We start from the raw sequence: 26,703 nt of genomic DNA, 5'->3' as shown, positions 1-26,703 counted from the left end.
GGGTTCGAACGTTCTTCAATTGCGCGGCCTTCGTCCGACGACGGCTTGCAGATTCGTCCCCAGAACGTCACGGATTTCGAATCTCTCGAAGCCGGCATCCTCGAACCAGTCCGAAAACTGCTCGGCGGTGTACGCGTCGCCGTTTTTGGTCTGCGCGAGCATGTGCGCCCCCATCAACGCCGCACCGTCGGCCCGGCCGCGGATGCGGTCGACGAAGACCGCCACGCCGCCGGAGTCGAGCGCTGCGAAGGCGTTCCGGAGGAGTATTCGGTTTTCGTCGGGGCCGAGCGCGTGCGCGACCCGGGAGCAGAACGCGACGTCGAAGTCCGTCGGCAGGTCGTCGGTGATATCCCCGGCGACGAGTTCGATGGGTTCGCGTTCGAGAAATCGGCGGTCGATGTCGATGACGGCGGGTTGGTCAACGAGCGTCACCTCGAACCCACGGCGGACGAACTCCTTGGCGAAGACGCCGGGGCCACCGCCGATATCGAGGACGCGCTCCGCGTCGGGGCGTTCGTGAACCGCCTCGGTGACGCACGCTCGAACTGTCGTCTCGTCCACGGTGGCCATCGCTCCGACGAAATTCGTCGTCCACTCGTCCGGCGTTTCGGGCGGCGTGCCGGTTCGCATGGTTTCCGGAAGCGCCAGCCATCGGTCGAGACAGTCGAGTCGGTGGGGCACGCTTCCAATCGAGCGCACGTCCACCTTGGCGAAGAGGCCGAGCGCCCGGTTCGTGGGTTCGTACTCGTTGCCGACGCGTTCGAGAAAGCCCAACTCGGCCATCGCTTCCAGCGTGATTCGGGCCGCGCGGCGGGTGACCCCGGTTTTGTCGGCGACTTCGTCGGGCGTTCCGGCGTCGAACGCGACGGCGTCGACGATACCGGTCTCGCGGGCGGCCCACAGCAGGCAGAGTACGCGATAGTCCATACCGTCCGCTCGTGGGCGAGCCGAAAAAAGCTACGCTCACTGCATCGGAACGAACCGCACCGCGCCGTGTCGTTCGCGGTCGAGCGTGCCGTCTTCGCGCTCGCGTGCGAGAACGAGGCGCTGCGTCGCGGTGCCGAGCGGCGCGAGCAGGCGACCGCCGGGGCGAACCTGCTTGACGACGGCGGTCGGGAAGTCGGAGGCGGCGCAGGTCAGGTAGGCGGCGTCGAACGGCGCGCGCTCGGACCAGCCGTCGTGTCCGTCGCCGACGCGAATCGAGATTTCGTCGTAGCCGAGATCGGCGAATCGCTTCCGGGTCTCCTCCGCCAGCGACTCGTGATACTCGACGCTGCAGACGTTCTCCGGGCCGACGATTTCGGCGGTGACGGCGGCGTGATAGCCGCATCCCGTGCCGATTTCGAGCACCCGCTCGCCCGGCGAGAGGTCGAGCAGGTCGGTCATGATGGCGACCATGTGCGGGGCGCTGATGGTCTGATCTTCGCCGATGGGGAGCGGGCGGTCGGCGTACGCCTCTCGGCGCTTACTTTCGGGGACGAACTCGTGGCGCAGGACGGCCCGGAGCGCGTCTAGCGTCGCCTCATGCTCGATTCGGTCGCGGTCGGCGAGACGCCCGACGAGGGCGTTCCGTTCAGTCTCGAAGTCGTCGCTTCCGCGTCCGAACATGCTACCACGCCGACCACGCGGTCGAACTCTCGTCCTCGGCATAGATTCGCTTCACGTCCTTGGCGAAGACGGTGTCGCCGTCGTGGTCGAGTCGGTCGAAGTTGTAGCCCGTCGCATCGTCGGTGACGAGAATCCCGTCGACGGTGAACTCCTCGTCGGCGAGTTCCTCCGTCTCGCCGACGACGAACTCGTAGTCGCCCGGAATGTTCACCGTGACGCTCCGCGAATCGTCCCTGCGTCCGTCGTTCGGGTGGATGGTGACGTTGACCGAGACGTTGTCCACGGCGCGCGTCCAGATGGTCTCGACGCCCTCGGCGACCGACTCCTCGACGCGGCGATTTGCGTCCTGTTCGAGGCTCGTGATTCGGACGACGAAGATGGCCTCCTCGGTTTCGAGGACGAACTCCTCGCCGACCGCCAGCGTCTCCTCTATCGGTACGTCCGCCGTCGCGCTGAACGACTCGCCACCCTGCGAGACGACGACGTGGATCTCTTCGGTCTTCTCTTCAGCTATCTTCGTCTTGTGGACGTGGCCGCACTCGGTGCAGCGAACCGTCGCCTGTCCGCTCGGTTTGAGCACCTCGTGGACGGTCTCTAACTCGGGGGAACACGACGGGCAGGGGACTGCCACGCGCTCCGCAGTTTCGCTCATATCATCGTGGTACGGACTGCGAGCGTAAAAGTGCGTGGAGTTGGGAGAAGCGTTCAGGCTCAGCGTTGTCGAATGAACGGTTTTTCGTAGACGACACCATTGCCATCCTTGACGTGTCTGACGACGACGCGCGATGGGAGATTCGATTCGAAGCTCACGGAGACGGCATTCAAGATAGGGCCCAACTCCAATGTGCAGATGACGTGGTGGACGTAGTCGTCAAAAACGGCTACAGAAAGGGTATCGGACGATTCGTCGTACCGAAGCGTCTTGAGTTCGGTTTCCATACAGGAACGACCGCCGCTCGGAATCCGACCCGCAATTCGAATACCGTTGTCGGATGAATCAAACTCGGCCTCCGCATGATTAGAAAGAGAGTCATCCGGTGCGTTTTCTTCATCGTATCGTTCATCAAAGCCGACGAGTTCGAACTAGTGTCCCGGGATGGGCGGCTCGGTTCGAATGGAGAAGTTCTTATCGCGGCGATAATCGAGCCTTCGGGCGACGATGGCAGCGCCGCCGACGAGAGGAACGGTGAGTTCGGCGAGGAGGGCACGGCGATTCATGGCGACCACTCGGTTGACACGAAGTAATGCTTTTGTGATGGGTGAAACGTCCACTGTACCTTTCTCATAATGGCGACCACCCGAACTCAGCCCTCGAAGTACAATTCGTAGTGTTCAGCACAGCCGGGATTGAATCCTGCATCGCACTCGGGACACTGAGAGTTACAGGCGAGATACTCGGCAATCATCAGTTCGGCACCGCAGACACCGCACAGCACCGCCTCCGCAGCTCGTTTTATTTCGGGCCACGCTTCTCGGGGATGGTCGGCTACTGCATCGTGACACCGGTAACAGGGATAGAATTCGTCACAGCAAGGGAACCGAATCGCAATTACGTCTCGCTCGGTGTCGTAGTGCGAACAGCGCGTCTCCGTGTCTACGTCAACGCCATGAACTTGGGTTCCGTGGACGAGTGTCATTCAGTGGAGGATTCGATAAGGGTTCAGGGCTGTGGCAGTTCAACTTCCTCACCATCCGCGTAGACGGTCGGTTCCCGAATGATACCGTCAAGGTGGAGCGGAGCGTCCGTGTCGCCGCCGATTCCTGCGTCGTCGCCGATGGCGATGTGGACGGTGCCGCCCGCCTTCTCGTCCAGCAGGACGGAGCCGACGAGTTCGGTGACGGCGACGTTCGTCCCGATGCCAAGTTCGGCGAGATTGTACGCGTCTCGCCCAACTTCTTCCGCGCCGGTCTCGACCTGCTCGCGGATGTCGTCGTCGCTGATTTCCGTGACGTAGCCGTCTTCGACTTCAAATCCGAGGGTCTGCCCCTCGTCGAGCAGGCCGTGAGGGCGCATCGTTCCGTCGACGACGTAGCGACCGTTCGCGTTCTCGGGGCTGACGAACACCTCTCCCGCGGGAAGGTTGGTGAAGTCGCCGGGGTCGTGGCAGAGACCGGTGTCGTCGTACCACTTCCGGTCGCCGGGTTCGAAGGTGATGTCGGTTCCTTTCTCGGTGGTAACGCGGATTTCGTCCGCGCCCTCGGCCTGTTCGAGCACGTCTCGGCAGTGTGCGCCGATGGTCTCGTAGTCGGCGGCGAGGCCGGTGACCATCACTTCCTCCGTGATGCCGGGGAGGGTCGCGGCTCGTGCACCCGCCTCGTTCGCTTTTCCGCGTGCGCGGGTGTGGCTGAGACTCTTGGTCGTCGGGGCGAGCACCACGTCCGCGCCGGCCATCGCGGCGGCGACGGGGGTGGGGGGTTCCTCGCCGTGCTGGTTGCCGACCGGATAGCGCGCGATGACCACTTCGTTCGTTACCTCGTAGGCGGCGTCGTACAGCGCCTTGCCGATGTCCCACCGCTTATCGTCGGTGATGACCGCGCAGGTTTCATCCGGTTGGAGCGCCATACACTGTTCGACGGCGGTTCGCGCCGCGTCGTCCAAACTCATGGTCGAAGCTTGCGCTCGGGGGTGGTTAGATGTTCCCTTTAGCGACTTACTCGCAGGAGAGTTGTTTTCCGTCGAAACAGCTCGAAACCGTTTTGGTGGCGGGCGTTGGAGCCAGACACACATGCTACAGGTCGGCATTAACGGGTACGGGACAATCGGGAAGCGAGTCGCTGACGCCGTCCGCGCGCAACCGGATATGGAGGTCGTTGGTGTTGCGAAGACCCGACCCAACTTTGAGGCCGAGGGAGCTATCGAGAACGGGTATTCGCTCTACGCCGCCATCGAGGAGCGGGCGGAGCGGTTCGACGACGCGGGAATCGAACTCACCGGGATGGTAGACGAAATGGTCGAACAGGCCGACGTGGTCGTGGACGCCTGTCCCTCCGGAATCGGCGCCGAGAACAAATCGCTGTACGACGAGCACGACACGCCCGCGCTGTATCAGGGCGGCGAATCCGCCGACGTGGGCGACGTGAGTTTCAATGCTCGCGCCAACTTCGAGGACGCGGTGGGCGCACGGCACGTCCGCGTCGTCTCCTGTAACACGACCGGACTCTCGCGGCTCATCGCGCCACTTCGCGAGGAATACGGCGTCGAGAAGGTTCGGGCGACCCTCGTCCGACGCGGCGGCGACCCGGCCCAGTCGGGCCGCGGCCCCATCAATGATATCCTGCCGAACCCGATTTCGCTGCCGTCGCACCACGGACCGGACGTGAAGACCATTTTCCCCGACCTCGCCATCGACACGCTCGGGCTGAAGGTTCCGGCGACGCTGATGCACATGCACAGCATCAACGTCTCGCTCGAAGCCGAACCGGGCGCCGAGGAGGTGCGCGAACTGCTCGAAAGCCAGTCGCGCCTGTTCGTCGTCCCCGAGCACATGGACATCGACGGCGCCGGCAAACTCAAGGAGTTCGCCATGGACAGGGGCAGGCCGCGTGCCGACTTCTGGGAGAACTGCGTCTGGGGCGAGTCGATCTCGATGGAGGACAACGACCTCTACCTCTTCCAAGCCATCCACCAGGAGAGCGACGTGGTTCCCGAAAACGTGGACGCGATTCGCGCCGTGACGAACGCCGCGGACGCCCGCGAGAGCGTCGAGACGACGAACGACGCGCTCGGCATCAGCTTCTGAACCGGGCGTTCGATTCGACCTTTTCGACCCAACGGTACCGTACGAACTGCCCCATTCCCCGTGAGCGGCGACCATCGTGGGAATCTGTTCGCCGTCGGCTTCGCGAGTACGGCCGTGGCATACACACCGTGGTGGAAGAAACAGGAATAGCTGGCAGTACGCTGAGTCCGACGTGGATCAAGAGCAGGATGTGATACAGCGAACATCAACGTTCAGGACGACAACACCGCCGTCTCGTACTACAAAGGCGACGCGTCGGCCGTCCAGGCTAGCTCCCAGAGCAACAGCAACGCTCAGGTCGCCTACTCGGAAGCCGAAAACGAGAACCAGCAGGAGCAGTACTAGTCGTGAATCTGACACCTCATTCTATTTTTTCGCGTCGGTCGGCGCGACGCGCATCGAATCGACGAACCAAGCGTTTCGAACGTGAACCCGGTGATTTCTGACCTCACGGAAGCGGCGCGTTCGGTGAACGTCCAAAACCTTTTCCCCGGCAAGGGCTTACTCTCGGGTATGCGACGAGACGACCGCGACGACCCCTTCGACGATCTCTTCCGCGAAATCGAGCGCATGATGAACGATATGATGGGCGGGAACGTCGACATGGGGGTCGACACCGGCACGTCGGGCTTCGGTTCGGAGACTCACATCGACATCCACGAAGACGATGAGACGATTCGCGTCATCGCCGACCTCCCCGGCGTCGAGAAAAGCGACATCAACCTCAAGTGCGACGGCGAGATGCTGACCATCAGCGCCGTCAGCGACCACCGCGAGTACGACGAACGCATCTCGCTCCCGGCGCGCGTGGACGAACGCTCCGCGAAAGCGACCTACAACAACGGCATCCTCGAAGTCACGCTGGAGAAGACGGACGAGTCGGCGAACATCAACGTCGAGTAGCCCGGATGAGTTCGGCGAGACGGTCGTAAAAGCCATCTTCGTACTTCGTCTCCGCGTCGATCGTCGGCCGGGCGTTCGTTTCGTTCACCACGACCCGGTCGCCGGTATCGAGCAAGTCGACGCCGAGGAAGGGTATCTCCAACACCTCCGCAGTCCGCTCCGCGAGTTCTCTGTGTTCTTTCGAGAGAGTACTCCCGCGCGCCTCCGCACCCCGATGGACGTTGTGTTTCCACCGACCGTCGGCGAGCGCGTCGTCCGGCAGTCGGCGTTCGACCGCGCCGACGTACTCGCCGTCCACGACCATCGCGCGGTAGTCGGTCGCGCCGGGGAGAAACTCCTGTACGAGGAACGATTTATCGCCTGTCGCTCGGTAGTCGTGGACGAGGTTCAGGTAGTCGACGACGCCGAGGAAGGAATCGAGGTCGCCGACCTTGGCGATACCCGTCCCGCGCGTGGTCGAGTTGGGCTTCACCACGACCGGGGGGTCGAACCGCGCGAAGACTGCCCGTAGGTCGCTCTCATCGACCGGATTCGAGACCGCGACCGTCTTCGGAACCGGAAGCTCCGCTCGCCCGAGCTGGGCGACGACGCCGCCCTTGTTGCGCGAGGTGAGCACCGCCTCGCGATCGTTCACCCACGGCACCGAGAGCAGGGCGTCCACCACGCCGCCTTCCATTGCTCGGGAGGGGTAGACGAAGCCGACGTCGAACTCGTCGGGGCCCCACTGCGGGTCGGCGAGGTCAAAGGTTCGAGCCTCGCTCGGGACGTGTCGAACTCGGATTTCGCGCTCCGCGAAGGGGTCGCGCATGCGCGCGAACGACTCCTGTTTGTACGCGACCGCGAGGTTCAGCATCGGACGGGGGTTCCGCGGCAGCCCGTAAAAAGATGTGTAGTCGGGAGGCGAATCTCTGACCCCCGTAGTCCACGTCGCTATCGCTCTGCGGAAACCCAACCACGCCGAAAAAACGAGTCCGTTTTAGCTGACCAGCTTCTCCTGACCGCGCTCGACGACGATTTTGCACGGCGGGGATATCTTGTTGTACGCGCGGCGGAGCGCGTCTTTCACGACGGTCGCGTCGTCGACGTTACACCACGCGGTGAACACGCGCTCGCCCGTCTGAATCCGCGCGGCGGTGCCGACCGGCTTCCCGAACGCCTGTCGCATTCCGTCGGAGACACGGTCTGCACCCGCACCCGTCGCCTGCTTGTTCTCGCGCAGAACGTGGTGGGGGAACTTGCGGAGGATCATCTTGTAGTTCTCCTGTCCCAACTGCTTGAGCAGGAAGCGGTTGGCGGAGAGGCGGGAGGCCTCCAGCGCGCCGTGGCGGATTTGGCACTCCTCTTCGACGACGAGTGAAATCTGGACGGGGTAGTCGTCCTCGTCGCTCTCCACGTTACCCATCTTGTACTGTGCGATCTTCGAACCCGGGATACCCGTGATATACTCGCGTCGCGTGTACGCGGGCTTGTTGATGGCCCGGTACATCGAGGCAGGTTTGTCGGACATGGTTACTACTGAAGTCTGATGGTCAGGCCGTGAATAAACCCTTCGAAGCGCGTTCGACCTTCTACACGAGGTCTCGGACGAATCGCTCCGGAACGTAGGCCAATATCGAGGTGGGTATTCGGTCGACCAACCACTCCGCCGCGAGCACGAGGCGCTTGCGGAACAGGGAGTAGACGCCCGAGACGAGAACCGCGACCACCACGAGCGTCTGAACCGTTCCCTCGTGGAGGATGAGGCTCGGGAGTGCGAAGAAGAATCCGAGCGCGAAGTCCTCCGGCGCGCCGTCGTACCGAACCCACCGCCGGGGGCGAATCCACTGGTCGCGGAAGTGGTCGTACACCGCCCGATCCGATTCGCCGAGCCACGGCTTCAACTCCAGTCCGCCGCCGAAGGCGTCGGACACAGAGTGAACCGCCGCGGAGAGAAGAAAGACCCCGAGTGCGACCGTCGGCGCAGTCGGGACGAGCGCCGCGACCGCGAGCACCGCCACCGTCGCCATCGAGTAGTAAACGGGAAAGTGGAGCGTCTTCCGATGGCCGGCGTAGAGGTCGAGGTCGGGGAACAGACCGCCGACCAGCCCCGCCGCAACCGCGACGGGGGCGAACTCCGGTGCGACGAACAGCGCCGCACTCCCGATGAGCACGCCGAGAAGAGCGTGCGTGGTTGCCATCATTGTGCTCACCGATAGGCGAGATTCACGTAAACCCTTGTCGGAGAGCGCAAGAACGAACGTTCGTCAAGGAGCGATGGAGCGAACGGTCGTCGAAGCGCACGGGAACGAGGTGCACCACGAGAGCGACCGTTAATTCCCTTCGGCCCGTACGTTCGATGGAATGGGAGAGACGATCGACGACCATTCGCGATACGTGGTGCGAGGGATGCAACTCGCGATCGTGAGCGTCGTCTTTGTCGGTCTCGTGACCCGGAACGTCGGCGTGTTGGTGAACGGCGTCTTCGCGCTCGGCGTGACCGTCCTTCCCGCGGTGCTAAAGCGCGACTACCGCCTCGCGCTCGACCCTGCGCTGACGCTCTGGATCACCGCCGCCGTCTTCTTCCACGCGGTCGGGATGCTCGGTCTCTACGACGTGGTCTGGTGGTGGGACCACCTGACGCACACGCTCTCCGCCACGCTCGTCGCGGGCGTCGGCTACGCGACGGCGGTGGCGTTCGACGAACACTCCGACGCGGTTCACTTCCCGCCGCAGTTCATGTTCGTCTACGTCCTCCTCTTCACGCTCGCGTTCGGCGTCGTCTGGGAAGTGTTGGAGTTCACCGTGCGGGGGTTCGCCAGCGTCGTCGGAATTGAGCCTGTACTCATCCAGTACGGGCTCGAAGATACTATCGTCGACCTCATCTTCGACGTCGCTGGAGCAATTCTCGTCACGCTGTTCGGAACCGGCGTGCTCTCTGGCACGATAGACTCGCTCGTCGCGCGACTGTCGAGGAGCGAATCCAAGTGACTCACTCCTCCGGAGCGTCTCACCCCGTCACGTCGCCCGACAGAATATCGCCGTTGACGTGCCACGTCCGCGGTCGGTACCCGACAGTGAGGAGAGAAACGCAGAAAGCGGCCACGAGACCCGTGAGCGGAGAAAAGCGGTGCTGGAGGAAACCGGCGGCTACGCTCCGTTAATCGGCTCTAAGTAAAATTGGATTCGTTTCTGCTACCGAAGTAGCGAGTAGTTCGAGCTACTTACAGGCGGGTAACGTTCGTCGCGCGGGGACCTTTCGGTGCCTGCTCGATATCGAACTCGATTTCCTGCCCCTCTTCGAGATCGTCGCCGCCAACGTCCTCCATGTGGAAGAATACGTCGTCGTCCGCGTCGTCCGTCGAGATGAAACCGTAGCCGCCAGTGTCGTTGAAGAAATCAACTTTTCCTTTCGCCATTGCTTCTAAACAAAATAGCGGGACACGCATAAGGCTTCCGAGATGGACGTTGGCACGCGAGTCATGAGTACCGACCGCCTGGCAGGGCCGAAAAAGTCCCGTCGAGGTGGTTTACTCGCCGATTGCGCGGTTACCGGACGGTCGAAGGTGGACGTGCAGAACGCCGTTTTTCAGCGTCGCCTCGGTAACCCGTCTTCACGTTCTCCGGGAGCGAAACGTGATCGACGACGGTCTCGTTCACGACGACGATGAGCGCGGGAAATTCCTCGTCGAGTCCGACGAACAGTTCGTCTCCACCGACGCCGGGAACGTCCCCGACGACGACCACTTCGTCCTCGAATCGATGTATCCGTACGTGGTAGTCGTCCGATTCCGACGTCCGGTTCGTATCGCTTCCGCGCTCCGTCGGTTGCCGACGACCGCGGTCGTGAGACGGACGAGCGTCCTCCGTCTCCGAAAATTGGTTCACGGGATTAGTCAGTGCCCGAACCGCAACTGTGACGTCGATTTCCGAATCTCGTCGCTGCGACCGGTCGTCCCCTCCCTCTGACTCGGCGCGTTCGTCGTTTTCGTCTGTCGGGTCTGGACTTAGCATCGTGCTTTACTCTCGGTCGCACGGTCGTGTGACCATCACCGAGACTAGTTGCCGATACCCAAAAAGCACGGCCTAATGGTTGGCAATCATCTCGACACGATCCCATACGTTCGAAAATCGAACCAAAAATCGATGGCCACCACCACGTCCCTTTCCTGTGATCGTTTTCGAGACAGAGATTCGAGTACACGAATCCGATAGCCGGCACTGTTAGCCCGTTCACTTCTGAGACGAAACTGACCGGCTCCGCCGGCCGGAACGCACTGCTCCGGAGATTCGGGGTGGCGTTCCTCGACGCCGCTGTCCAGTGCTCCGACGGAGACACATCGAACCGAGTCGAAAGATCGGGCGTTCGACGGCGGGACAGCCTACGGACTCGGAACTGGCGAATCGCGCTCCCGAGCGGCTTCGATGAGCGACTCCTGTTCGTCTGCGCTCAGTGGCTCGTAGTCGGCTGCGGCGTCGAGGATCGCCGGGACGAGTGCAGGGTCGCCCGCGTTCGTGATCGAGGTCAACCCTTGCGAGAGGGCGAAGCGCAAGCAGGCAACGAGTTCATCTTTCTCGTCGTAGGGTTCGTACCACGTGTCGTAGGGGCGGTCGTCCACGTCGAGGTCGTCCGGCCACGGCCCCTTTGCGAAGGCTTTGATGCCCAAGGTGCCGATGCCGCGCTCCTCGGCGAGGTCGAGCACCGCTTCGTAGTCGTACTCCGGCCCGTCCTTGCTCGACAGGGTGTAGTTCATCGGAAACATCACCGTCTCCAATCCGTCGATGCGTCTCATCGCCGTCCGGATGACGCTCGGGTCGCCGTGGCTCGTCAGGCCGATGTGGTCGACGAGACCGTCCTGTTTGGCGTCCTCGAACGCGGCCAGCGCGCCGGGGTCGTCACCGTTCGCGCCCTGCCCCTCGCCGACGATGGTTTCGAGTTCGTCGTAGCGCGTCACCGCGTGGAACTGGTAGAGGTCGATGTGGTCGGTGTCGAGGCGCTCCAGCGACCTGTGGAGTTCGCCCCACGCACCGTTGTAGGTGCGTTCCTGGGTCTTACAGCCGAGGAAGATCTCGTCGCGATGTTCGCCGAGTTTCGGCGCGAGCTTCAGCTCCGCATCACCGTAAGTCGGTGCGACGTCGAAGTGGTTGACGCCGGCCGCGAGAACGTCTTCGACCATCTCGTTCGCCTCCGACTGCGAGAGGAAATCGAGTGCGATTGCGCCGAACGTGAGTACCGAGCTGTCGTGACCAGCGGTGCCGAGCAGGCGAGTTTCCATATCGGTGGGACGTGAGCAGGGGGCAAAAAGCTCCGCCGTGATGACGACTGGGCGCGTGATTTTTTTCGGGATCAGTTCCTTCGTCACTGCGATCCTCCGAAACTCGTTGCTCTCCACCAATTTCTGTCAAATCGCGGTCACGGACAAGGTTGCCACTCACGGACGCGGTCGCTTCGCTCCCTCGTCGATTCGCGGCATAATCACGCCGCCTCCCGAATCAGTCGGGGTAGCTTTCGACCGACACCTCCGTCCGACCGTCCGGTCGTTCGTCGCGCATCCTCCAGTAAGGTGACTGTCGGAAGGGATTCTATCGCCCGAAGCGAACCCCTGACGGCAACATATTCTTATCGTTTCGCGCCGTAGAACTCCTGTTTTCTGTGCACCGTAAGCCGACCAGCGAGAACGCAGTCAACCATACTATGACGAACGATACAGCAATCAGACACCTCACCGTGTTCGAGGACAACGACCGACTCGAGGAACTGAAAGACCGAATGTCGGACGACCGAATCGACTTTAGACTCCTCTACGACGGAGAAGTCGTGAGCCCGTGGTCGAAAAACCCGAACGAGATCACCCGTCTCTACTTCAACGACGACCGACTCGGGGATTTCTACGTCCCGATCGATTTCCCCGAACAACTCGAAGAGGAGACGCGCTCGACTCCGATCGGCCGTCCGACGACCGACGATGATCAGAAGTCGTGGGGCGAAGTCGATGACGACTATCGAATCGAACAGGGGACGGAGATCGACGGACACGAGTTCGATCTACTCTGGTACCGTCAGTCCGAGGAAGACGACGAGAACGTCATCGCCGCGGCGGATTTCGGCGAAAACGGTCGCTGAATCACTGCAACCGGTGCGCCCACGGTAGAGGTGGGAAAAGCTGCAGTCGAAGTCTCTCGCGGGCGCGAGTCGACGGTCACTCGCTCGAGCCGTCCCGTTGGGAGCGTTCTATCGGATAGCGCCTGCCGTCGGCGAGTTCCTCGAACGCCGAGTCGGCGGCCGATTCGACCTCCGCGAGAAGCCCGTCCTCGAACTCGGCGACGAGTTGGTACGTCAGCTTCCCGTCGGCGGTGACACCCGCCGGGAGGATTTCCTCTTCGAGGTGGTCGGCGAGTTCGTCGTGTTCGCCTCGCAGGTGAGATTCGGCCTCGTCGACGTGCTCCATCGCGCGGCCGACCGAATGGTGGAACTCGATGAGCGCGCCGTGGGCGCGATGAAACGTTTCGAGCGCCCGCTCGACCTCTTCGACGGCTGCACGCTCGTCGTCGGACATCTCCGCGATAGCATCACGCTCTCCCATGTACCGTCCTCTCTCGCCGCGCCAGTTAGCGGTGTCGGGACGGTCGATGCGCGCTCGGACTCCCGTCGTGCTCCGCTAAGTAGCAGGTGGGGTCTCGGCCGAAATCGATGCGGAAGCGATCGAAAAGGGGAGCGCCAAAAAGCGGGTTGGCGCTCGAATTCGAACGGAGAACGAATCGGTGAGTAACGCCACTCACGCCATACGAAAGTGTCTCACCGAAGAACGTGTGTATCGCCGAGATGTTTCCGGAGCGGCTATCCGTCCTCGTCCTCATCTCCGTCTTCGTCGTCTTCGTCGTCTTCCTCCGGGGACTCCGTCTCCCCCTCGCGGAGTTCCGTCTGTTCCACGGCGTCGGTCTCCTCGGCCCCTCCGCCGTACTGGGTATCCTCGTCTTGCTCCTCGTTCTCCTCTTCGTCATGGGATTCCGAGTTCTGATCGGTCATCGTATTCTCCCTTTCGAGAGTAAGTGCGCGAGATAGATAGGTTTGGGGACGCTCGTTTGGAGACAATTCTCTCGTTCGGTGAGAGGTACGTTGTAATCGGATTTCGAACCGAGGTCGGCATCCTCGGTTCGTGATGACGGACGGAGGGAACGAAAACAATCCGTTCACAAATCAAATTTTATGTTCGATTATTTATTTTATGTTGTATGAACAATGTGAGTGGTCGACTCGATAGAGATGTCAAAACAGTCGTGACCAGATACTATCGGCTCACGGGGGAGTTCACCTCGCGTTTCTCAGCCTCTGGGGCGTGGTAGTTTGGTACAGCTTCTCGACGGAGGGTTTCCTGGTCGCCGGTGACGTGTTTCTCGTGCTATATCTCGTCGATACAGTTCCATTGTTCGACCTGCGTACCGAAGGTGCCCTCGAAACGGAGAAGTCCCCGGTGCCAGTCCGCGAGAAGTTCGAAGAACTCCTCAATCCGATAGCTGCGTTTCCGGTCGCGTGGGCTGACGAGATTCACGAGGAGTCGACGGACGGCGGAGGTGCCACGGCGGTTCTCAAAGGCACGCTCCTGAAGTTATTCCGCCGCGAGTACTCGCTCCACGTGACGCGTACGAACGATGATTCCGTTCAAATCCAGTTCGGGGAGGACGAAGCGGCGGTCAAACTATCGATTGCGCCCAGTGATGATGGTACGCGAGTTACGGTAACGAGTTCTCACGAGAGGGAGCGATTGCTAGGATTGTTGTATCTCGTACTGCAGAGCCCGTTCAAGCAGCGAGTGTTGAAGCACTTCGGGTATCAGTCCGTCGAGAACTCGACCAAGATCGACTTCCGATTCGGATAGCGACTGAGAGACGAACTCGATTCCTCGCGGTGTATCTCGAAGGAAAAGTGCCGTCCCGAATCCGAAACAATGGTAGAAAAACCCGATTTACCGCCCCGTACTCTTCCGAGTCCTCAGTCAAGCCTAGGTTCGTCGGTGTAGTCGGTCACGTCGTCGGGGGACGCTGGCAGCACCCTCTGCGAGTCGGATAGTGAGTCGTACTCTCCTCTGTCGACGTGGTGATGCCAATTCGTGCAATAACGAAATCGACTGAGGTTCACAGCGCATGAAAGAAAACTAAGGCTATCGTCTCCATTAGTGAGATGTCCGATTCGACACGTTCCGGCCGAATCGGAGCATCGTCCGGGCGTTCACGCCTCGCTTTCGAAGACGTTCATCGGCTTTTCCCAGCTGACGACCTGTGCCATCGCGAACGTGTGAGTCGTGATGCCGTCGTCGAGGAGGATGACCGCTCCCTCGAAGTCGAACGTTGCGGTTCCCTGACGGACTTCCACGTACTCGTCCGAGTCGGCCCACTTCGCGTGCACCTCACCGTGTTCCAAAACATCTTGCATCATGCGAACGATCGTCGGGTGCTCTTCGGCAGCCGACTCGTCGAAGTCGCCGGTCACGTTCAGTTCGTCGCGAGCACGTTCTATCTCCATGGATATCGGTACGGTGGGAGGGCTAAAAAAAGTTCGAGCGGATTGGCGGTGCGAGTGAATCCTTTAAATCGCGGTCGGTGAGGGTACTTTCCACTCGACGTATTGTCTCGCGGAAAACTATGCCGCCTCCCGGATTTGAACCGGGGACAGCTCGATCTTCAGTCGAGTGCTCTCCCAGTCTGAGCTAAGGCGGCGCACTCGGTACGAAGCGCATGGGACAAAAAAGGATTTCGAAATGCGCCGGACGGCGCGCGGGCGGCGGGGCGACACGCCACACCCCGACAGCCGCTAGACGCAAGCCATTTACCGAGTGTCGTGGTATTCGTTATCATGGGCGACCCGGCCTGCTATCTAGAGTTCTGTCCCGAATGCGACGCGCAGGTGACGACGGTGGACGACGAGTGCCCTGACTGCGGAGCGATACTGGACGACGGGTGACTCGTGAACGCATAGATAGCGGCGAAAAGCCGCAGAGGGACAAAGCTTATTCCAACACGGTTCTGCACTCCGGACGTACCCGATGGTGCAAGAGAACACCGAACAACGTGGCGACTGCCTGGAACGCGAAATCGACGGCGGCGTCGAACTGTATGATCCGGAGAACGAAGACGCGTGGATCTGGTCAGACACCAGCATCGAACTCGTACGACAGGCGTAGCGCCGACCGATTCCGCCCTGCGTCCAAAAGATATCGGGGCTACTGTTCTTGGTGAGCGTGCCCGCCGCCGGCGGAACCGTTGTGAACGTGCGCTCGTTCGCGATGGCTGGAATACTGCTCTCGTGGTATGCTCGGAACCCGACGAGTCGCGGGGGCGCCGTCGCAGTTGCGGGCCTCTTCTCCCAGCACGCGGTCTTCGCCATCCCGGTGCTCGCGTACGACCTCGTCCGCGAACTCGACCGTCGTTCGGGAGTTCGGTGGATGACCGCGTTCGCACTCGCCGGTTTGAGCGTGGCCGCCGTGACGTTCGCGTTCGTCTACGCGGTCTGGGGTTCGCAGTCGTTCTACGGAGCTATCTATTGGACGTTCGGAGTCGCAGGGAAGTACGCGACCAACCCGGTCGTTCCGTCACTCATCGGAGATACGGACAAGTGGATGCGATCCCTCTACCGGGAGGGGACGAAACACCTCATTCTGATCGTGCCTGCGGCGATAGCCATTCAGCTGGCGCTGACCGACCGCGGTCTCAAGCGACTGGTTCCATCGTCGAACGCGCCGCTGGTGACGACGACGCTTCTCGCGCTCTCGATGACGATTCCGCTGTTCGTTCGCGCGTACCGAGCGTACTGGCTCTACCCGCTTCCCTTCCTCGCCCTGTTGGCGAGCATCGGGTATCGACGGTTGTTCACCATCAGTGAGCAGTGAGTTCATCGGCGAGAAGCGAGGCGGAACAGATCAGAGCACGCGACCGAGTCTGTCAAGTGTGCGGTGAGGACGGGTCGACCCACCTCCTTGATGTCCATCATATCGTCCTGCTCTGTCGATGTTGTCCCAAGTAGGTCGAACATCGTTCGATACCGTGTCCGCACCCGATAACAGAACCTCCAAGCGTTGCAGAAGAAATCGGACGACTTCTTAATTTATTTCGTATGGGTTCGAGCGGATTTGAACCACTGGCCTCGGCCTTGTAAGGGCCGCGTCATAACCAACTAGACCACGAACCCGTATCCGGGAGAAATCACTCCGCAGGAATAACTGTTACTTTCTCGGTTTCGAAACGACTACCACTCCCGCTAGCAATCCGCAGGTATGGACGACTCGCTCTCTGCGCTCGGCGAGCAAGACGGCTGGAAGGTAGACGAGTTCGCCGCCCGAGTCCACTACCGCGGCGCGGACGACCACTACAGTATCGAGTTCTACCAACCTAGCCAGTGCGTGCTCTACTGGAAAGTGAAAGGCGACGGAGAGGTGGCCGTTCCGGTCGGGCGCAACACGGTTCCCACGCCCCTGCGCGACCGCGTGCGACAGGATTTGGCCGAAGCAGGAATTGCCCCCGAAATCGAAAGTCGCAATCTGTGAAAAGGCGGTTCCGCGGTGCGCTAAAACCACCGACCTTCTTCTGTAAGTCCGTGTTTCGGTTCGTAGGAAACTCTTATCAATCCTGTGTCCCTTGAGAGAGAATAATGAGCATACACGCAGACGAAGACGACCCGTTCGAGGAACAACGGGAGAACGCCGAGAATCCGATGCGACGGCTGTTCCTCGAATACGGGGGTGAGAACAGGCTCGCCTTCGTCGTCGGAGTCGTTTCGAGTTTTTTCGCTCGGGTGTTGAATCTCCTACCGCCTATCATACTCGGCGTTGCTCTAGACGCGTTATTTCAAGATGGAAAGCAGATTCCGTATTCCAAAGCGCTCACCGAATCGGTTCCGTTTCTCTCGCGGGGAGTCGCCACTCAGATTGCGCCGGGTTCGCCTCGAGGGCAGTTTTGGTTCTCCGTCGGCGTCGTCGCGGTGGCGTTCGGCATCGGCGCGGCGTTCCACTGGGCGCGAAATTGGGGCTGGAACTCGTTCGCTCAGAACATCCAACACTCGATTCGTACCGACACGTACGACAAGATGCAGCGATTGGACATGGAGTTCTTCTCGGATAAGCAGACCGGAGAGATGATGTCCATCCTCTCGAACGACGTGAACCGATTGGAGCGGTTTCTCAACGACGGGATGAACTCTGCGTTCCGTCTGGGCGTGATGGTCGTCGCCATCGCGGCCGTCTTGCTCAAGATCAACTGGCAACTCGCGCTCGTCGCACTGGTGCCGGTGCCGCTCATCGCGCTGTTCACTTACAAGTTCATCCAAATCATCCAGCCGAAGTACGCCGATGTACGTTCCTCAGTCGGGAAGGTGAACTCCCGATTAGAGAACAACCTCGGCGGCATCCAGGTCATCAAAACGAGCAACACGGAGTCCTTCGAGTCCGACCGCGTCAACGACGTGTCGAACGAGTACTTCGGCGCAAACTGGGACGCCATCGTCACGCGTATCAAGTTCTTCCCGTCGCTCCAGATCCTCTCGGGTCTCGGATTCGCACTGACGTTCATCGTCGGGGGACTGTGGGTGTTCAACGGCGAGGGACCGTGGTTTTTTTCGGGAACCCTCGAAGCAGGGCAGTTCGTCACGTTCATGCTCCTCACCCAGCGGTTCATCTGGCCGATGGCACAGTTCGGCTCCATCATCAATATGTACCAGCGCGCCTACGCCTCCAGCGCCCGCATCTTCGGACTGATGGACGAACCGAGCCGAATCCGAGAGGAGCCCGACGCGGAAGACCTCGTGGTCGGCGAGGGCGAGGTCGTCTACGACGACGTGACGTTCGGCTACGACGAGGAGACCATCGTTGAGGATATCTCGTTCGAGGTCGAGGGCGGCGACACCCTCGCGCTGGTCGGCCCGACCGGCGCGGGCAAATCCACCGTCCTCAAACTCCTGCTCCGGATGTACGACGTGGACGAGGGTGCGATTCGCATCGACGGCACCGACCTCCGCGACGTGAGCCTGCCGAGTATCCGACAGGCCATTGGCTACGTCAGCCAGAACACCTTCCTCTTCTACGGGACGGTGAAAGAGAACATCGAATACGGCACGTTCGACGCGACCGACGCGGAGATAGAGGAGGCGGCGAAGGCCGCCGAAGCCCACGAGTTCATCACGAATCTGCCGGAGGGGTACGAGACGAAGGTCGGCGAGCGCGGGGTGAAACTCTCCGGCGGCCAACGTCAGCGCATTTCCATCGCCCGCGCCATCCTCAAAGACCCGGAGATCCTCATCCTCGACGAAGCGACCAGCGACGTCGACACCGAGACGGAGATGCTCATCCAGCGTAGTCTCGACCGCCTCACCGAAGACCGCACGACGTTCGCCATCGCCCACCGCCTCTCGACCATCAAGGACGCGGACAAGATCGTCGTCCTCGAAGACGGGAAGATAGTGGAGCGCGGATCGCACGACGAACTCTTGGCGCTCGACGGCCTCTACGCGCACCTCTGGGGCGTGCAGGCCGGTGAGATCGACGAACTCCCGGAGGAGTTCATCGAACGCGCCACTCGCAGAACCGCGCGGACTGACGCCGACGATTGAACGAGGCGATATCAGCGTCGTCCGCGGTGATATCTCCGCCCGCTTTTGTCCCGCTGGAAGTCGCGCTGGCGTTCGAGCGCCGCGTTCACCCCGCGTTCGTACCGCCGAACTTCGGCGTCCCGTTCTCGTCGCCGTTGCCGTTCCCACGCCGGGTCGCGCGGGCCGCCGTACTTCAGCACCTCCGTCGGTTCGGACCGACGGTGATTTTTGCTCCGCCGCGGACGGGACGCTTCTCGCGTCGGTTCACGTTGCGGCGGTTCAGGCTCGCACAGCTCGCGTTCGTCCCGGTCACGGGATCGATCGGACGAAGCGGAGCGAGACGGACGGGACAACCGCTCCGGCCGTCGAGACCCTTCGTTCGGCCGTCGCCCGCCTTCGTATCGTGACGGGGTCGCCGAGCGTCCCGGGGCTCGTTCCCTCTCTGTCCGCCGTTCCTCCGAGTCATCCGTCGCCGGGTCGTCCGTCGCGGAGTCGTTCGTCGATTCGTCACGCACTGCTCGGTCGGTGTCGTCGTCGGTTGCCATTGGCTCTCGCCAGCAGGATACTCACAAGCGGCGAATAAACTGACGTGACCGTTTAGACCGTTCGCCGCCGTGCGCCCGCGTTTCGAATACGGTAACGCGGAGTTTCTCAGATGGGAGCGACGGGGCGTTCCTCCGACTCCGTCCGGAGGAACTCAACGCCGTACTCCGCGAGCCACTCGATGATCGAGCGAACCGCGGTCGGGTCGGCGACGCGGTAGCCCGCGATAGTCGGCGGTTCGTGTCCGACTTTGAGGGCGAGCCCCGACTCGGGTAACACGTCGAACGCGTCCTCGTCGGTTCGGTCGTCGCCGACGTAGAGCGGAAGCCACGTCTCGTCGTCGGGGACGTGGTGGTCGTACAGCCAGCGAATCGCCCGCCCCTTGTGCCAGTCCACGTCGGGCCGCAGTTCCAACACTCGCTTGCCCGCCGTGACGCGAACGTCGTCCGCCTCCCGCGCCGCCTCCCGCACCGCCTGCTCGACCGCGGGAATCTCGTCGTCGTCGACGAGTCTGAAGTGCACCGACGCGGTGACGCCCTTGTCTTCGACGAACGCGCCGTCCACGGCGGAGAGCCGTGATTCGAGTTCGTCACTGAGGGCTTCGATGTCGTCTCTGGCGTCTGCGGCGGCGGGGTGGGTGCGTCGTTCGTCGCCGGCGTGGAGTTCCAACCCGTGATTGCCGGCGTACGAGATACCATCGATATCGACGCGATCGCGGAGGTCTTCCCGTCCGCGACCGCTGACGATACCGACCCGCACGTCAGGGGCGTCGCGGAGATCTTCGAGCGCGGTTCGCGTCGCCGGCGGGAGCGCCGCCTCGTCGGGGCGGTCTTCGATGGGTGCGAGCGACCCGTCGAAGTCGAACATGGCGAGCAGTCCGTCGGCGTTCAGCAGTCGGTTCACCAGCGCATAGAGGTGTTCGTCGAGGGGATTGGGTGTCTCGGTACTAGTCATTGCTCGTATCGTTGTCGTTGGACGGATCTGGCGGCGACGTCGCGTCCGCGCTGAATCGCCTCCACCGTTCGGAACTGCGCGGTCATCCACGCGTACACGTCGTTCGAACGCACCTGTCGTCCGAGGTCGCGCATGCGGCGCGCTCGCTCGGACTCGGGGAGCGAAAGCGCGCGTTCGATGGCGTCCGCGAACCCTGGCGTGTCGTGCGGATGCACCGACACCGCCTCGTCGCCCAGTTCCTCGCTCGCGCCCGCCAGCTCGCTGAGGACGAGAACGCCCAGTTCGTCCACCTGCGACGCGACGAACTCCTTCACGACGAGATTCATCCCGTCGCGGCGCGGACTGACGATGGCGAGGTCGGCCTCGCGGTACAGCGCTGCGAGACCTTCGGGCGGGAGGAACTTGTTCAGGTAGACGACCGGCGTCCAATCGTCGGTTCCGAAGCGGTCGTTGAGTCGCTCGATCTCGGACTCGACTTCGGCCTGAAGCTCCCTGTACTCCGGAATCCGGCTCCGACTTTCGCTTGCCTTCTGGACGTAGGTGAAGCGTTCGCGCCACTCCGGACGCGTCTCCCAGAACTCCTCCAGCGCCGCCAGTCGCTCTGGGATTCCTTTGGTGTAGTCGAGTCGTTCGACGCCGACCGCGAGCGTCTCGCCGAGGTCGTGACGTTCGCGGAACTCGCGCCAGAACGCGGTCGCGTCCTCCGAGTCGGCGAGTTCCCGCCGGTAATCGGCGTCGATGCCGAGCGGGAACGATCGGACGAACGTTCGCCGCCCGTCGTAGACGATGCTCCGGGTCGCGCGGTCGACCATCGTATCGGGTATCATCGCCGCACAGTCGAGAAAGTTCTGGCAGTAGCGGTGGGTGTGGAACGCGAGCAGGTCGTTCGCCAGCAGTCCATCGAGCAGGTGCTCGTACTGCGGGCACGTCTGGAAGGTGTCCCACGAGGGCCACGGGATGTGCCAGAACTGCATGCAGAATGCGTCACGCTCCTCGCGCACCATCCGCGGAGCCAGCGCGAGGTGGTAGTCCTGAAACCAGACCACCGACTCGTCGTCCGTCTCCTCGACGACGGCGTCAGCGAACGCGCGATTCGCCGATCGATACTGCTTCCAGAAGTCGGAGTCGGCGTTCATCTTCGCCGGGTCGACGTGGCAGATCGGCCAGAGCACCTGGTTGCTGTAGCCATAGTAGTAGCCGTCGACCTGTTTGTCGGAGAGTCGGACGCGACGCAGGTCGTAGGCGGGCGACTCCGGCGGGACGCCCACCCGCCCGTTCTCGTCGGTCACTTCGTCGTCCGCGTCGCCGCTCGCCCACGCCACCCACGTGCCGCCGGCGGACTGAACGACCGGGTCGAGCGCGGACGTGAGGCCGCCCGCGGGCCGCTGCACGGTGATGCCGTCCCTATCGCCTCGTCCGTCACCGTCGTCTCCCTCCCAGTCGTTTCCGTCATCGTCGTACTCGTGGCTGTACGGTTGGCGGTTCGAGACGATGACCAGTTCGCGGTCTTCGAGCAGCGTCGAAACCGTCTCCGCTGTCGGCGGTTCACCCGTCATTACGTCGTCCACAGGCCGCGGGATAGACCTGCAAGTCTGTGCTCACCTCTCATCGGGTACGTCGGTGGTTGCCGACAGCGAGGAATAAGGCAGTCGTCCGTTCATCTGCGTTCGACCGAACGAACAGAGTTAACGGCGACGTACCGCCGACGTAAGCCGACGATACCGAAAGAAACGGCCCGTTTCCCGCTTCAGAACGACTCTTGGTCGGGGTCTTGACCCTCGCTCTGTTCCGCCCCCGCGCCGCGGTCGGAGTACCGCTGACGACCTACCGCGCCGCTATCAACCATGGTCATGATGGATTGACGGACGCCGTCCGGGCCTTCGAAGGTGTCATTCATCGGCCCGAGAATCTCTTCGAACGTCTCGGAACCGTTCTCGTACTCTATCTCGTAGTCACCGTACGCTTCGACCAGTTCGTCCGCGGTTGCGGGGTAGTCGTGGTTGTCGAGTTTCTCGCCCAGTTCGCCGAGTTCGACGCCCATTTCGCGGTCTTCGTCGGCCATGTCTGAAGGAATGGCCGTGACCGAGTAAGACCTTCTGGCTAGTTCGCCGGAGCGGATTCGGTTCGTCGGGTACAAGGTAGTGCCCGCGCACGTGGCAGGTATGCACCTCTCTGACGCGACGTGGACCGAGGCGGACGCGGTGGAGACGAGCCTCGCGCTCCTCCCTGTCGGAAGCACCGAGCAACACGGCCCGCATGCCCCTCTCGGCACCGACCGACTGAACGCCGAGGCGGTCGCGGACGCGGCCGCCGAGGCGTACGACGGCGACGTGGTCGTTGCGCCCCCCGTTTCGGTCGGCGTGAGCGAAGAGCACCGACAGTTCGCGGGGACGCTGTGGGTCTCGGAGGAGACCTTCCGGCAGTACGTCCGCGAAACGGTCGCCAGCCTCGCGCACCACGGCTGGAACCGGGTCGTGCTCGTCAACGGTCACGGCGGTAACGTCGCCGCGCTTCGGGAAGTCGCCGGAAAGATCACGCGTCACGACGCTTCCTACGCGGTCTCGTTCACGTGGTTCGAGGCGGTCGGCGACCACCGGAGCGACATGGGTCACGCCGGGACGCTTGAGACCGCACTCCTGCGACACGCCCACCCAGAACTCGTCCGCGAAGACCGAATCGACGAGGCCCGCGAGGGCGCGAGCGACGGCTGGGGCGAGTGGGTGTCGTACACCAACCTCGCGTTCGACAGCGCAGAGTTCACGGAGAACGGCGTGGTCGGCGACCCGGAAGCGGGAGACGAGGAGCGCGGCGAAGAACTGCTGGAACTGGCGACGCGGTCGCTGGTGAAACTGCTCGAAGCAGTGGCTACGCGGGACGTGGAGCGTCCCGAACACCGTTAAACACCTTCTTCGTCTGGTACTCGGCTACTCCGCTTCGACCTCTTCCGCTCCATCGTCGTCCGCGGCGTCCGCTTCGGCCTCGTCCTCCGTCCCGTCTTCCTCATCCGCGGCGTGCAGGTCTTCGAGCGCGCCTTTCAAGCTGGGGATAGTGCTCGCCAGTTCGCCGACCTGCTCGCGGGCGTTCTTGATGTCGTCGATGGCCGAATCGAGCGTCTCGATCTCCGCTTCGAGATCGTCCGCATCCTCGAAGGCGTCGGCGCGCTCGCCCATCGCGTACCACTTTTTCGCGTCGTGGAGGTGGTCTGCGGCGTCGCCGACGTCGAGCGCGGAGCGAAGCGCGTTGAGCGCCCCCAGCGTGTTGTCGGCGTCGGTCTCCCAGACGGCGTCGACCGGCGGGAGTTCCGCGCGGGCGGCGGCGAGGTGTTCTTCGACATCCTCGCGCATTTCGTTCGCCGCCTCACCGAACAGTTCGTCGTCGAATGTCGATTGGCTCATGTAAGATTATTCGGCGGGAACGCATTTAAACGGTGACCCGAAACTGAAAGTGAAAACCCACCTTTTGCTGCGGTCGGGAGCCAAAAGCAGCGCCATGTGGCGCTGCTTTTGGCCTTCCTCCTTTGCAAAACCTGGACCAAAACCTTGGTGCTCCTTTCAGTCCGCGCCGGGTCCGCTCACTTGTCGCTTCGCTCCTCGTTCGCGGTGGAACTGCTGGGTCTCGGTGAAAAGTTCAATTGCCTCTTGCTCCTCGTTTCACTCGTCGCTCGCGGAGGGTTTCTGGTTCTTGCCAGGAAATTTATCTTGTTGAAATTTTCATTACATGGCAGAAATTGTGTGCTGAAGACAGAGGATGTATTCAGCAAAGGGCTCTCACAATTTCAGAAACACGGTCGGACTCAGCCTCACTACGGTGAGAGCAGAATTTTGAACGATATCGTTACTCGAAACGGTCGGGTTTAATTCTCGCCAGTCGAAGTGCGTTCGTCGTCACACCGAGACTCATCCCCATGTCACCAACGACGACGGCGACCGCGACGTTCACCAATCCAAAGGGGACGCCTACCGCCAACAGCGCCTTCACACCGATACTCGCCCAGATGTTCTCCCGAATGACACCGTTCGCCTTCCCCGACAGCGCGCAGAGATACGGAAGTTTCGACAGCTCGTCGCCCATCAGCGCGACGTCTGCCGACTCAACCGCCGTATCAGTCCCCGCCGCACCCATCGCTACCCCGACCGTCGCCGTCGCAAGCGCCGGCGCATCATTAACCCCATCACCAACCATCATCACCCCGCCGAACTCCGCATCGAGTGCGGCCACCGTCTCGGCTTTCTCCTCGGGCAACAACTCAGCACGCACGTCATCGACTCCCGCCGTTTCACCGACTGCTCTCGCAGTCACCTCGTTATCACCGGTCAGCATCACGACGCGCTCGACACCGAGGTCATGGAGCCGCTCGACCGCTCGCTTCGCCTCCGGGCGTACCTCGTCCGCCACTGCGACAACTCCCACGATCCGCTTCTCGGTTCCGACAAGGATGACAGTCTTCCCGTCGGCCTGCAGGTCTTCAATCGTATCACTGCCAGCGTCGGCGGTATCGTGACTGCTGGAATCTTCGACCGCGACGCCACCGTCAGACACGGGACGGACGGTGTCGAGAGAGAGACCCAACTCCTCGAACAGTGCGGGCTTCCCGGCGAAGTACATTTCGCCGTCTAGTTTAGCCTGGACACCCTTCCCGGTCAGGCTCTCGAACACCGAGACATCGCCGGTCTCGACACCCGCTTCGTCGGCGGCCTTGACGATTGCTTCCGCGATTGAGTGTTCGCTGCGCGCCTCCAGACTCGCCGCCGCGGACAGCACCGACTCCCGGGACTCACCACTGGCGGGGACGACATCGGTGACGGTGAGTTGGCCGTGCGTGAGTGTCCCCGTCTTGTCGAACGCGACCGCCCGGACTGTCCCGACAGATTCGAGGTGCGTGCCACCCTTGATCAGCACGCCATTCTTCGCGGCGCTCGTGATTCCGGAGACGACACTGACGGGCGTGCTGATGACCAGCGCACACGGACAGGCGAGCACGAGAAGTGCCAGTCCGCGTTTGAACCACGTCGCCCAGTTGCCGACGAACACGAATGATTGACCAGCGAGGCCGAGCGACACGCTCCCGTCAATAAGTAGCGGCGGCACGGCGGCGATGAGGACGGCCAGCGTGACCACCACCGGGGTGTACTGGCCGGCGAACCGGTCAACGAACTGCTCGTGTTCGGTCTTGTCCCGTTGGGCGTCCTCGACGAGTTCGATAATGCGGGCAAGCGTGCTGTCATCGGCCTCCGCCGTGACCTCCACTTCGAGATACCCTTCCTCGTTAATCGTCCCGGCGTAAACCTCGTCGCCGTCCGTCTTGTCTACGGGCACGCTCTCACCAGTGATCGGAGCCTGATTGACCGCACTCTCACCCTCGACGACTGTGCCGTCGGCGGGGATGCGGTCTCCAGGACGCATGATGACGTGATCGCCAACGCGCAGTTCCTCCACCGGGAGGGTCGTTTCCTCGCCGTCCCTGCGGATGGTCGCAGTCGTCGGCGAGAAATCCATCAGTTCGCGGAGCGAGGAGCGGGCACGATCCATCGCGTATTCTTCCATCAACTCGGCGATGCTGAACAGCACGGCGAGCATCCCGGCTTCGAGGTAGAGGGCCTCGCCGAAGACGAGGCTCGCGGTGATCGCGCCGAGGATACCGAGGCTCATCAGAAGGTCGATGTCCAGCGAGCGCATGCGGGCAGAGTAGTATCCGTTCCGGAGGATTTCCTCGCCGCCAATCACCGCGCCGGCGAAGTAGAACAGTTCGGCGGTGCCGAACTCGCGCCCGAGGAGCCCCACGAGCGTCACGTCAAGTCCCGACAGCAGGAACTCCAGCACGAGGCCGACGAGCAACAGCCCTCCGCCGATCCAAGTCTTGAGAGCGCGAGGACTCAGCCACACGTCTCGCGCCCGGTTCTCCTCGACGGGGTCTTCTTCCTCTCTTTCTGGCCCAGTCTCTTCGACGGTGTAGCCCGCACTCTCGATGGCGGCGACGAGGTCGGCGCGAGAGGTTTGCTCCGGGTCGTAGGTGACGATGACAGTGCCGGTCGTCGGAAGTGTCTCGCGTTCCCGAATCTCCGCGACAGTATCAAGTGCGTTCTCGATTTTGCCTGCACAGGACGCACAGTCCATTGTGGGCACGTCGAACCGTTCGGTTTCAAGATCGTCGCGTGACTCGATGTCGTAGCCAGCGGCTTGCACGCGTTCGATAAGGGCATTCACCGCGACCTTCTCGGGGAGGTACTCGATGTGGACGGTGCCGGTCATCACCTGCGGTTCGACAGTAACAACGCCATCAAGTTCGGAGACACTGTTGACGATCTTCTCCGCGCAGGAGGGACAATCCATCCCCGGTACATCGAGTTTCACGGTTCGGGATGTCAAGTCATCCGAACCGGTTGCGTTCGTAGTCATTGTGCGTAT

Annotated in this window: 34 protein-coding genes and 2 tRNA genes; 12 read left to right on the top strand and 24 right to left on the bottom strand. The window is 62.1% G+C overall.

From position 1 onward, the window contains the following. Window positions 1-15: 15 nt before the first annotated feature. Genes LIW51_RS01665 through LIW51_RS01650 form a run of 4 tightly spaced genes read right to left on the bottom strand, consistent with a single transcriptional unit; the run spans window position 16 to window position 2,547 of the window. Window positions 16-927 carry a class I SAM-dependent methyltransferase gene (locus LIW51_RS01665; RefSeq protein ID WP_227375526.1) on the bottom strand — a complete coding sequence of 304 codons (912 nt, stop codon included), beginning with the start codon at window positions 925-927 and terminating at the stop codon, window positions 16-18. A 36-nt stretch (window positions 928-963) separates the two neighbouring features. Next, complete coding sequence (locus LIW51_RS01660; protein ID WP_227375525.1) at window positions 964-1,608, bottom strand: protein-L-isoaspartate(D-aspartate) O-methyltransferase; 645 nt, start codon at window positions 1,606-1,608, stop codon at window positions 964-966. Between the two features lies 1 nt (window position 1,609). Then, complete coding sequence (locus tag LIW51_RS01655) at window positions 1,610-2,260, bottom strand: HVO_0476 family zinc finger protein (RefSeq protein ID WP_227375524.1); 651 nt, start codon at window positions 2,258-2,260, stop codon at window positions 1,610-1,612. Window positions 2,261-2,319: 59 nt separating this feature from the next. Then, window positions 2,320-2,547, bottom strand: coding sequence for a hypothetical protein (locus LIW51_RS01650; RefSeq protein ID WP_227375523.1), 228 nt, complete (start codon window positions 2,545-2,547; stop codon window positions 2,320-2,322). A 75-nt stretch (window positions 2,548-2,622) separates the two neighbouring features. Between LIW51_RS01650 and LIW51_RS01645 the strand changes: the two genes are divergently transcribed. Beyond that, complete coding sequence (locus LIW51_RS01645) at window positions 2,623-2,853, top strand: hypothetical protein (protein WP_227375522.1); 231 nt, start codon at window positions 2,623-2,625, stop codon at window positions 2,851-2,853. 59 nt (window positions 2,854-2,912) lie between these two features. On the opposite strand, the gene LIW51_RS01640 is transcribed toward LIW51_RS01645, so the two are convergent. Together LIW51_RS01640 and LIW51_RS01635 are read right to left on the bottom strand one after the other, a co-directional pair. Beyond that, window positions 2,913-3,245: a CHY zinc finger protein gene (locus LIW51_RS01640; RefSeq protein WP_227375521.1), complete on the bottom strand. Its 333-nt coding sequence runs from the start codon at window positions 3,243-3,245 to the stop codon at window positions 2,913-2,915. Window positions 3,246-3,268: 23 nt separating this feature from the next. Next, window positions 3,269-4,213 carry an aminopeptidase gene (locus LIW51_RS01635; RefSeq protein WP_227375520.1) on the bottom strand — a complete coding sequence of 315 codons (945 nt, stop codon included), beginning with the start codon at window positions 4,211-4,213 and terminating at the stop codon, window positions 3,269-3,271. A 121-nt stretch (window positions 4,214-4,334) separates the two neighbouring features. On the opposite strand from LIW51_RS01635, the gene LIW51_RS01630 reads away from it, so the two are divergent. After that, window positions 4,335-5,348, top strand: a complete 1,014-nt coding sequence (locus tag LIW51_RS01630) for a type II glyceraldehyde-3-phosphate dehydrogenase (protein WP_227375519.1) — start codon at window positions 4,335-4,337, stop codon at window positions 5,346-5,348. Between the two features lie 513 nt (window positions 5,349-5,861). Continuing rightward, a complete protein-coding gene (locus tag LIW51_RS01625; RefSeq protein WP_227375518.1) occupies window positions 5,862-6,251 on the top strand; it encodes an Hsp20/alpha crystallin family protein in 390 nt (129 codons plus the stop codon). Here LIW51_RS01625 and LIW51_RS01620 read toward each other — a convergent pair. The 3 genes from LIW51_RS01620 to LIW51_RS01610 form a co-directional block, all read right to left on the bottom strand. Beyond that, window positions 6,238-7,104 (bottom strand): ATP-grasp domain-containing protein, encoded by an 867-nt coding sequence (locus LIW51_RS01620; protein WP_227375517.1) that lies wholly within the window; start codon window positions 7,102-7,104, stop codon window positions 6,238-6,240. The genes LIW51_RS01625 and LIW51_RS01620 overlap by 14 nt on opposite strands. Window positions 7,105-7,227: 123 nt before the next feature. Continuing rightward, window positions 7,228-7,758, bottom strand: coding sequence for a 50S ribosomal protein L16 (locus LIW51_RS01615; protein ID WP_227375516.1), 531 nt, complete (start codon window positions 7,756-7,758; stop codon window positions 7,228-7,230). Window positions 7,759-7,819: 61 nt separating this feature from the next. Beyond that, on the bottom strand, window positions 7,820-8,431 hold the full coding sequence (locus LIW51_RS01610; RefSeq protein WP_227375515.1) for a metal-dependent hydrolase: 612 nt from the start codon (window positions 8,429-8,431) through the stop codon (window positions 7,820-7,822). A 160-nt stretch (window positions 8,432-8,591) separates the two neighbouring features. Between LIW51_RS01610 and LIW51_RS01605 the strand changes: the two genes are divergently transcribed. Further along, window positions 8,592-9,218: a DUF2238 domain-containing protein gene (locus LIW51_RS01605; protein WP_227375514.1), complete on the top strand. Its 627-nt coding sequence runs from the start codon at window positions 8,592-8,594 to the stop codon at window positions 9,216-9,218. A gap of 233 nt (window positions 9,219-9,451) precedes the next feature. Here the strand turns inward: LIW51_RS01605 and LIW51_RS01600 are convergent, their stop codons facing one another. From LIW51_RS01600 to LIW51_RS01590, 3 genes are all read right to left on the bottom strand, one after another. Then, window positions 9,452-9,646, bottom strand: coding sequence for a cold-shock protein (locus LIW51_RS01600; RefSeq protein ID WP_227375513.1), 195 nt, complete (start codon window positions 9,644-9,646; stop codon window positions 9,452-9,454). Window positions 9,647-9,776: 130 nt separating this feature from the next. After that, the gene (gvpH, locus tag LIW51_RS01595; protein ID WP_227375512.1) at window positions 9,777-10,241 is read right to left on the bottom strand and encodes a gas vesicle protein GvpH; all 465 of its coding nucleotides are present in this window, start codon (window positions 10,239-10,241) and stop codon (window positions 9,777-9,779) included. A 368-nt stretch (window positions 10,242-10,609) separates the two neighbouring features. Further along, window positions 10,610-11,503, bottom strand: a complete 894-nt coding sequence (locus tag LIW51_RS01590) for an aldo/keto reductase (protein ID WP_227375511.1) — start codon at window positions 11,501-11,503, stop codon at window positions 10,610-10,612. A gap of 419 nt (window positions 11,504-11,922) precedes the next feature. Here LIW51_RS01590 and LIW51_RS01585 point away from each other — a divergent pair, with 419 nt between their 5' ends. Then, window positions 11,923-12,351 carry a hypothetical protein gene (locus tag LIW51_RS01585; protein ID WP_227375510.1) on the top strand — a complete coding sequence of 143 codons (429 nt, stop codon included), beginning with the start codon at window positions 11,923-11,925 and terminating at the stop codon, window positions 12,349-12,351. A 76-nt stretch (window positions 12,352-12,427) separates the two neighbouring features. Here the strand turns inward: LIW51_RS01585 and LIW51_RS01580 are convergent, their stop codons facing one another. After that, complete coding sequence (locus tag LIW51_RS01580) at window positions 12,428-12,811, bottom strand: hypothetical protein (protein ID WP_227375509.1); 384 nt, start codon at window positions 12,809-12,811, stop codon at window positions 12,428-12,430. 254 nt (window positions 12,812-13,065) lie between these two features. After that, window positions 13,066-13,254, bottom strand: coding sequence for a hypothetical protein (locus LIW51_RS01575; RefSeq protein WP_227375508.1), 189 nt, complete (start codon window positions 13,252-13,254; stop codon window positions 13,066-13,068). Between the two features lie 310 nt (window positions 13,255-13,564). Here LIW51_RS01575 and LIW51_RS01570 point away from each other — a divergent pair, with 310 nt between their 5' ends. Beyond that, window positions 13,565-14,104 (top strand): hypothetical protein, encoded by a 540-nt coding sequence (locus LIW51_RS01570; RefSeq protein WP_227375507.1) that lies wholly within the window; start codon window positions 13,565-13,567, stop codon window positions 14,102-14,104. 350 nt (window positions 14,105-14,454) lie between these two features. Here LIW51_RS01570 and LIW51_RS01565 read toward each other — a convergent pair whose 3' ends face one another. Both LIW51_RS01565 and LIW51_RS01560 read right to left on the bottom strand, forming a co-directional pair. Next, on the bottom strand, window positions 14,455-14,748 hold the full coding sequence (locus tag LIW51_RS01565) for a hypothetical protein (RefSeq protein ID WP_227375506.1): 294 nt from the start codon (window positions 14,746-14,748) through the stop codon (window positions 14,455-14,457). Window positions 14,749-14,868: 120 nt separating this feature from the next. Beyond that, window positions 14,869-14,942, bottom strand: a tRNA-Phe gene (locus LIW51_RS01560). Window positions 14,943-15,078: 136 nt separating this feature from the next. Here LIW51_RS01560 and LIW51_RS39815 point away from each other — a divergent pair. The 3 genes from LIW51_RS39815 (at window position 15,079) to LIW51_RS01550 (ending at window position 16,111) form a co-directional block, all read left to right on the top strand. Further along, a complete protein-coding gene (locus LIW51_RS39815; RefSeq protein WP_438267344.1) occupies window positions 15,079-15,186 on the top strand; it encodes a zinc-ribbon domain-containing protein in 108 nt (35 codons plus the stop codon). An 82-nt stretch (window positions 15,187-15,268) separates the two neighbouring features. Further along, window positions 15,269-15,406, top strand: coding sequence for a DUF7331 family protein (locus LIW51_RS01555; protein WP_227375505.1), 138 nt, complete (start codon window positions 15,269-15,271; stop codon window positions 15,404-15,406). A 51-nt stretch (window positions 15,407-15,457) separates the two neighbouring features. Then, the gene (locus tag LIW51_RS01550; RefSeq protein ID WP_227375504.1) at window positions 15,458-16,111 is read left to right on the top strand and encodes a hypothetical protein; all 654 of its coding nucleotides are present in this window, start codon (window positions 15,458-15,460) and stop codon (window positions 16,109-16,111) included. A 2-nt stretch (window positions 16,112-16,113) separates the two neighbouring features. On the opposite strand, the gene LIW51_RS01545 is transcribed toward LIW51_RS01550, so the two are convergent. Then, on the bottom strand, window positions 16,114-16,254 hold the full coding sequence (locus LIW51_RS01545; RefSeq protein ID WP_227375503.1) for a hypothetical protein: 141 nt from the start codon (window positions 16,252-16,254) through the stop codon (window positions 16,114-16,116). An 82-nt stretch (window positions 16,255-16,336) separates the two neighbouring features. Next, a tRNA-Val gene (locus LIW51_RS01540) sits at window positions 16,337-16,410 on the bottom strand. Window positions 16,411-16,495: 85 nt separating this feature from the next. Here LIW51_RS01540 and LIW51_RS01535 point away from each other — a divergent pair. Continuing rightward, window positions 16,496-16,765, top strand: coding sequence for a DUF7538 family protein (locus LIW51_RS01535; RefSeq protein WP_227375502.1), 270 nt, complete (start codon window positions 16,496-16,498; stop codon window positions 16,763-16,765). Between the two features lie 104 nt (window positions 16,766-16,869). Further along, window positions 16,870-18,822, top strand: coding sequence for an ABC transporter ATP-binding protein (locus LIW51_RS01530; protein ID WP_227375501.1), 1,953 nt, complete (start codon window positions 16,870-16,872; stop codon window positions 18,820-18,822). A gap of 11 nt (window positions 18,823-18,833) precedes the next feature. On the opposite strand, the gene LIW51_RS01525 is transcribed toward LIW51_RS01530, so the two are convergent. From LIW51_RS01525 to LIW51_RS01510, 4 genes are all read right to left on the bottom strand, one after another. Next, window positions 18,834-19,346 (bottom strand): hypothetical protein, encoded by a 513-nt coding sequence (locus LIW51_RS01525; RefSeq protein WP_227375500.1) that lies wholly within the window; start codon window positions 19,344-19,346, stop codon window positions 18,834-18,836. 106 nt (window positions 19,347-19,452) lie between these two features. After that, the gene (gene otsB / locus LIW51_RS01520; protein ID WP_227375499.1) at window positions 19,453-20,298 is read right to left on the bottom strand and encodes a trehalose-phosphatase; all 846 of its coding nucleotides are present in this window, start codon (window positions 20,296-20,298) and stop codon (window positions 19,453-19,455) included. Next, on the bottom strand, window positions 20,295-21,854 hold the full coding sequence (locus LIW51_RS01515; RefSeq protein ID WP_227375498.1) for an alpha,alpha-trehalose-phosphate synthase (UDP-forming): 1,560 nt from the start codon (window positions 21,852-21,854) through the stop codon (window positions 20,295-20,297). The genes otsB and LIW51_RS01515 overlap by 4 nt, the downstream gene beginning before the upstream one ends. Before the next feature lie 191 nt (window positions 21,855-22,045). Further along, the gene (locus tag LIW51_RS01510; protein ID WP_227375497.1) at window positions 22,046-22,360 is read right to left on the bottom strand and encodes a DUF5789 family protein; all 315 of its coding nucleotides are present in this window, start codon (window positions 22,358-22,360) and stop codon (window positions 22,046-22,048) included. 100 nt (window positions 22,361-22,460) lie between these two features. Here LIW51_RS01510 and LIW51_RS01505 point away from each other — a divergent pair, with 100 nt between their 5' ends. Beyond that, window positions 22,461-23,198 (top strand): creatininase family protein, encoded by a 738-nt coding sequence (locus tag LIW51_RS01505; RefSeq protein ID WP_227375496.1) that lies wholly within the window; start codon window positions 22,461-22,463, stop codon window positions 23,196-23,198. 24 nt (window positions 23,199-23,222) lie between these two features. Here the strand turns inward: LIW51_RS01505 and LIW51_RS01500 are convergent, their stop codons facing one another. Next, a complete protein-coding gene (locus LIW51_RS01500) occupies window positions 23,223-23,693 on the bottom strand; it encodes a DUF5790 family protein (RefSeq protein WP_227375495.1) in 471 nt (156 codons plus the stop codon). A 439-nt stretch (window positions 23,694-24,132) separates the two neighbouring features. Continuing rightward, entirely contained in the window at window positions 24,133-26,694 is a 2,562-nt protein-coding gene (locus LIW51_RS01495) for a heavy metal translocating P-type ATPase (protein WP_227375494.1), read from the bottom strand. Window positions 26,695-26,703 lie beyond the last annotated feature (9 nt).

It is taken from the genome of Haladaptatus halobius (assembly GCF_020618475.1).
GTDB classification, from domain to species: domain Archaea; phylum Halobacteriota; class Halobacteria; order Halobacteriales; family Haladaptataceae; genus Haladaptatus; species Haladaptatus halobius.
This window is presented reverse-complemented; position numbering and strand designations above follow the sequence as displayed.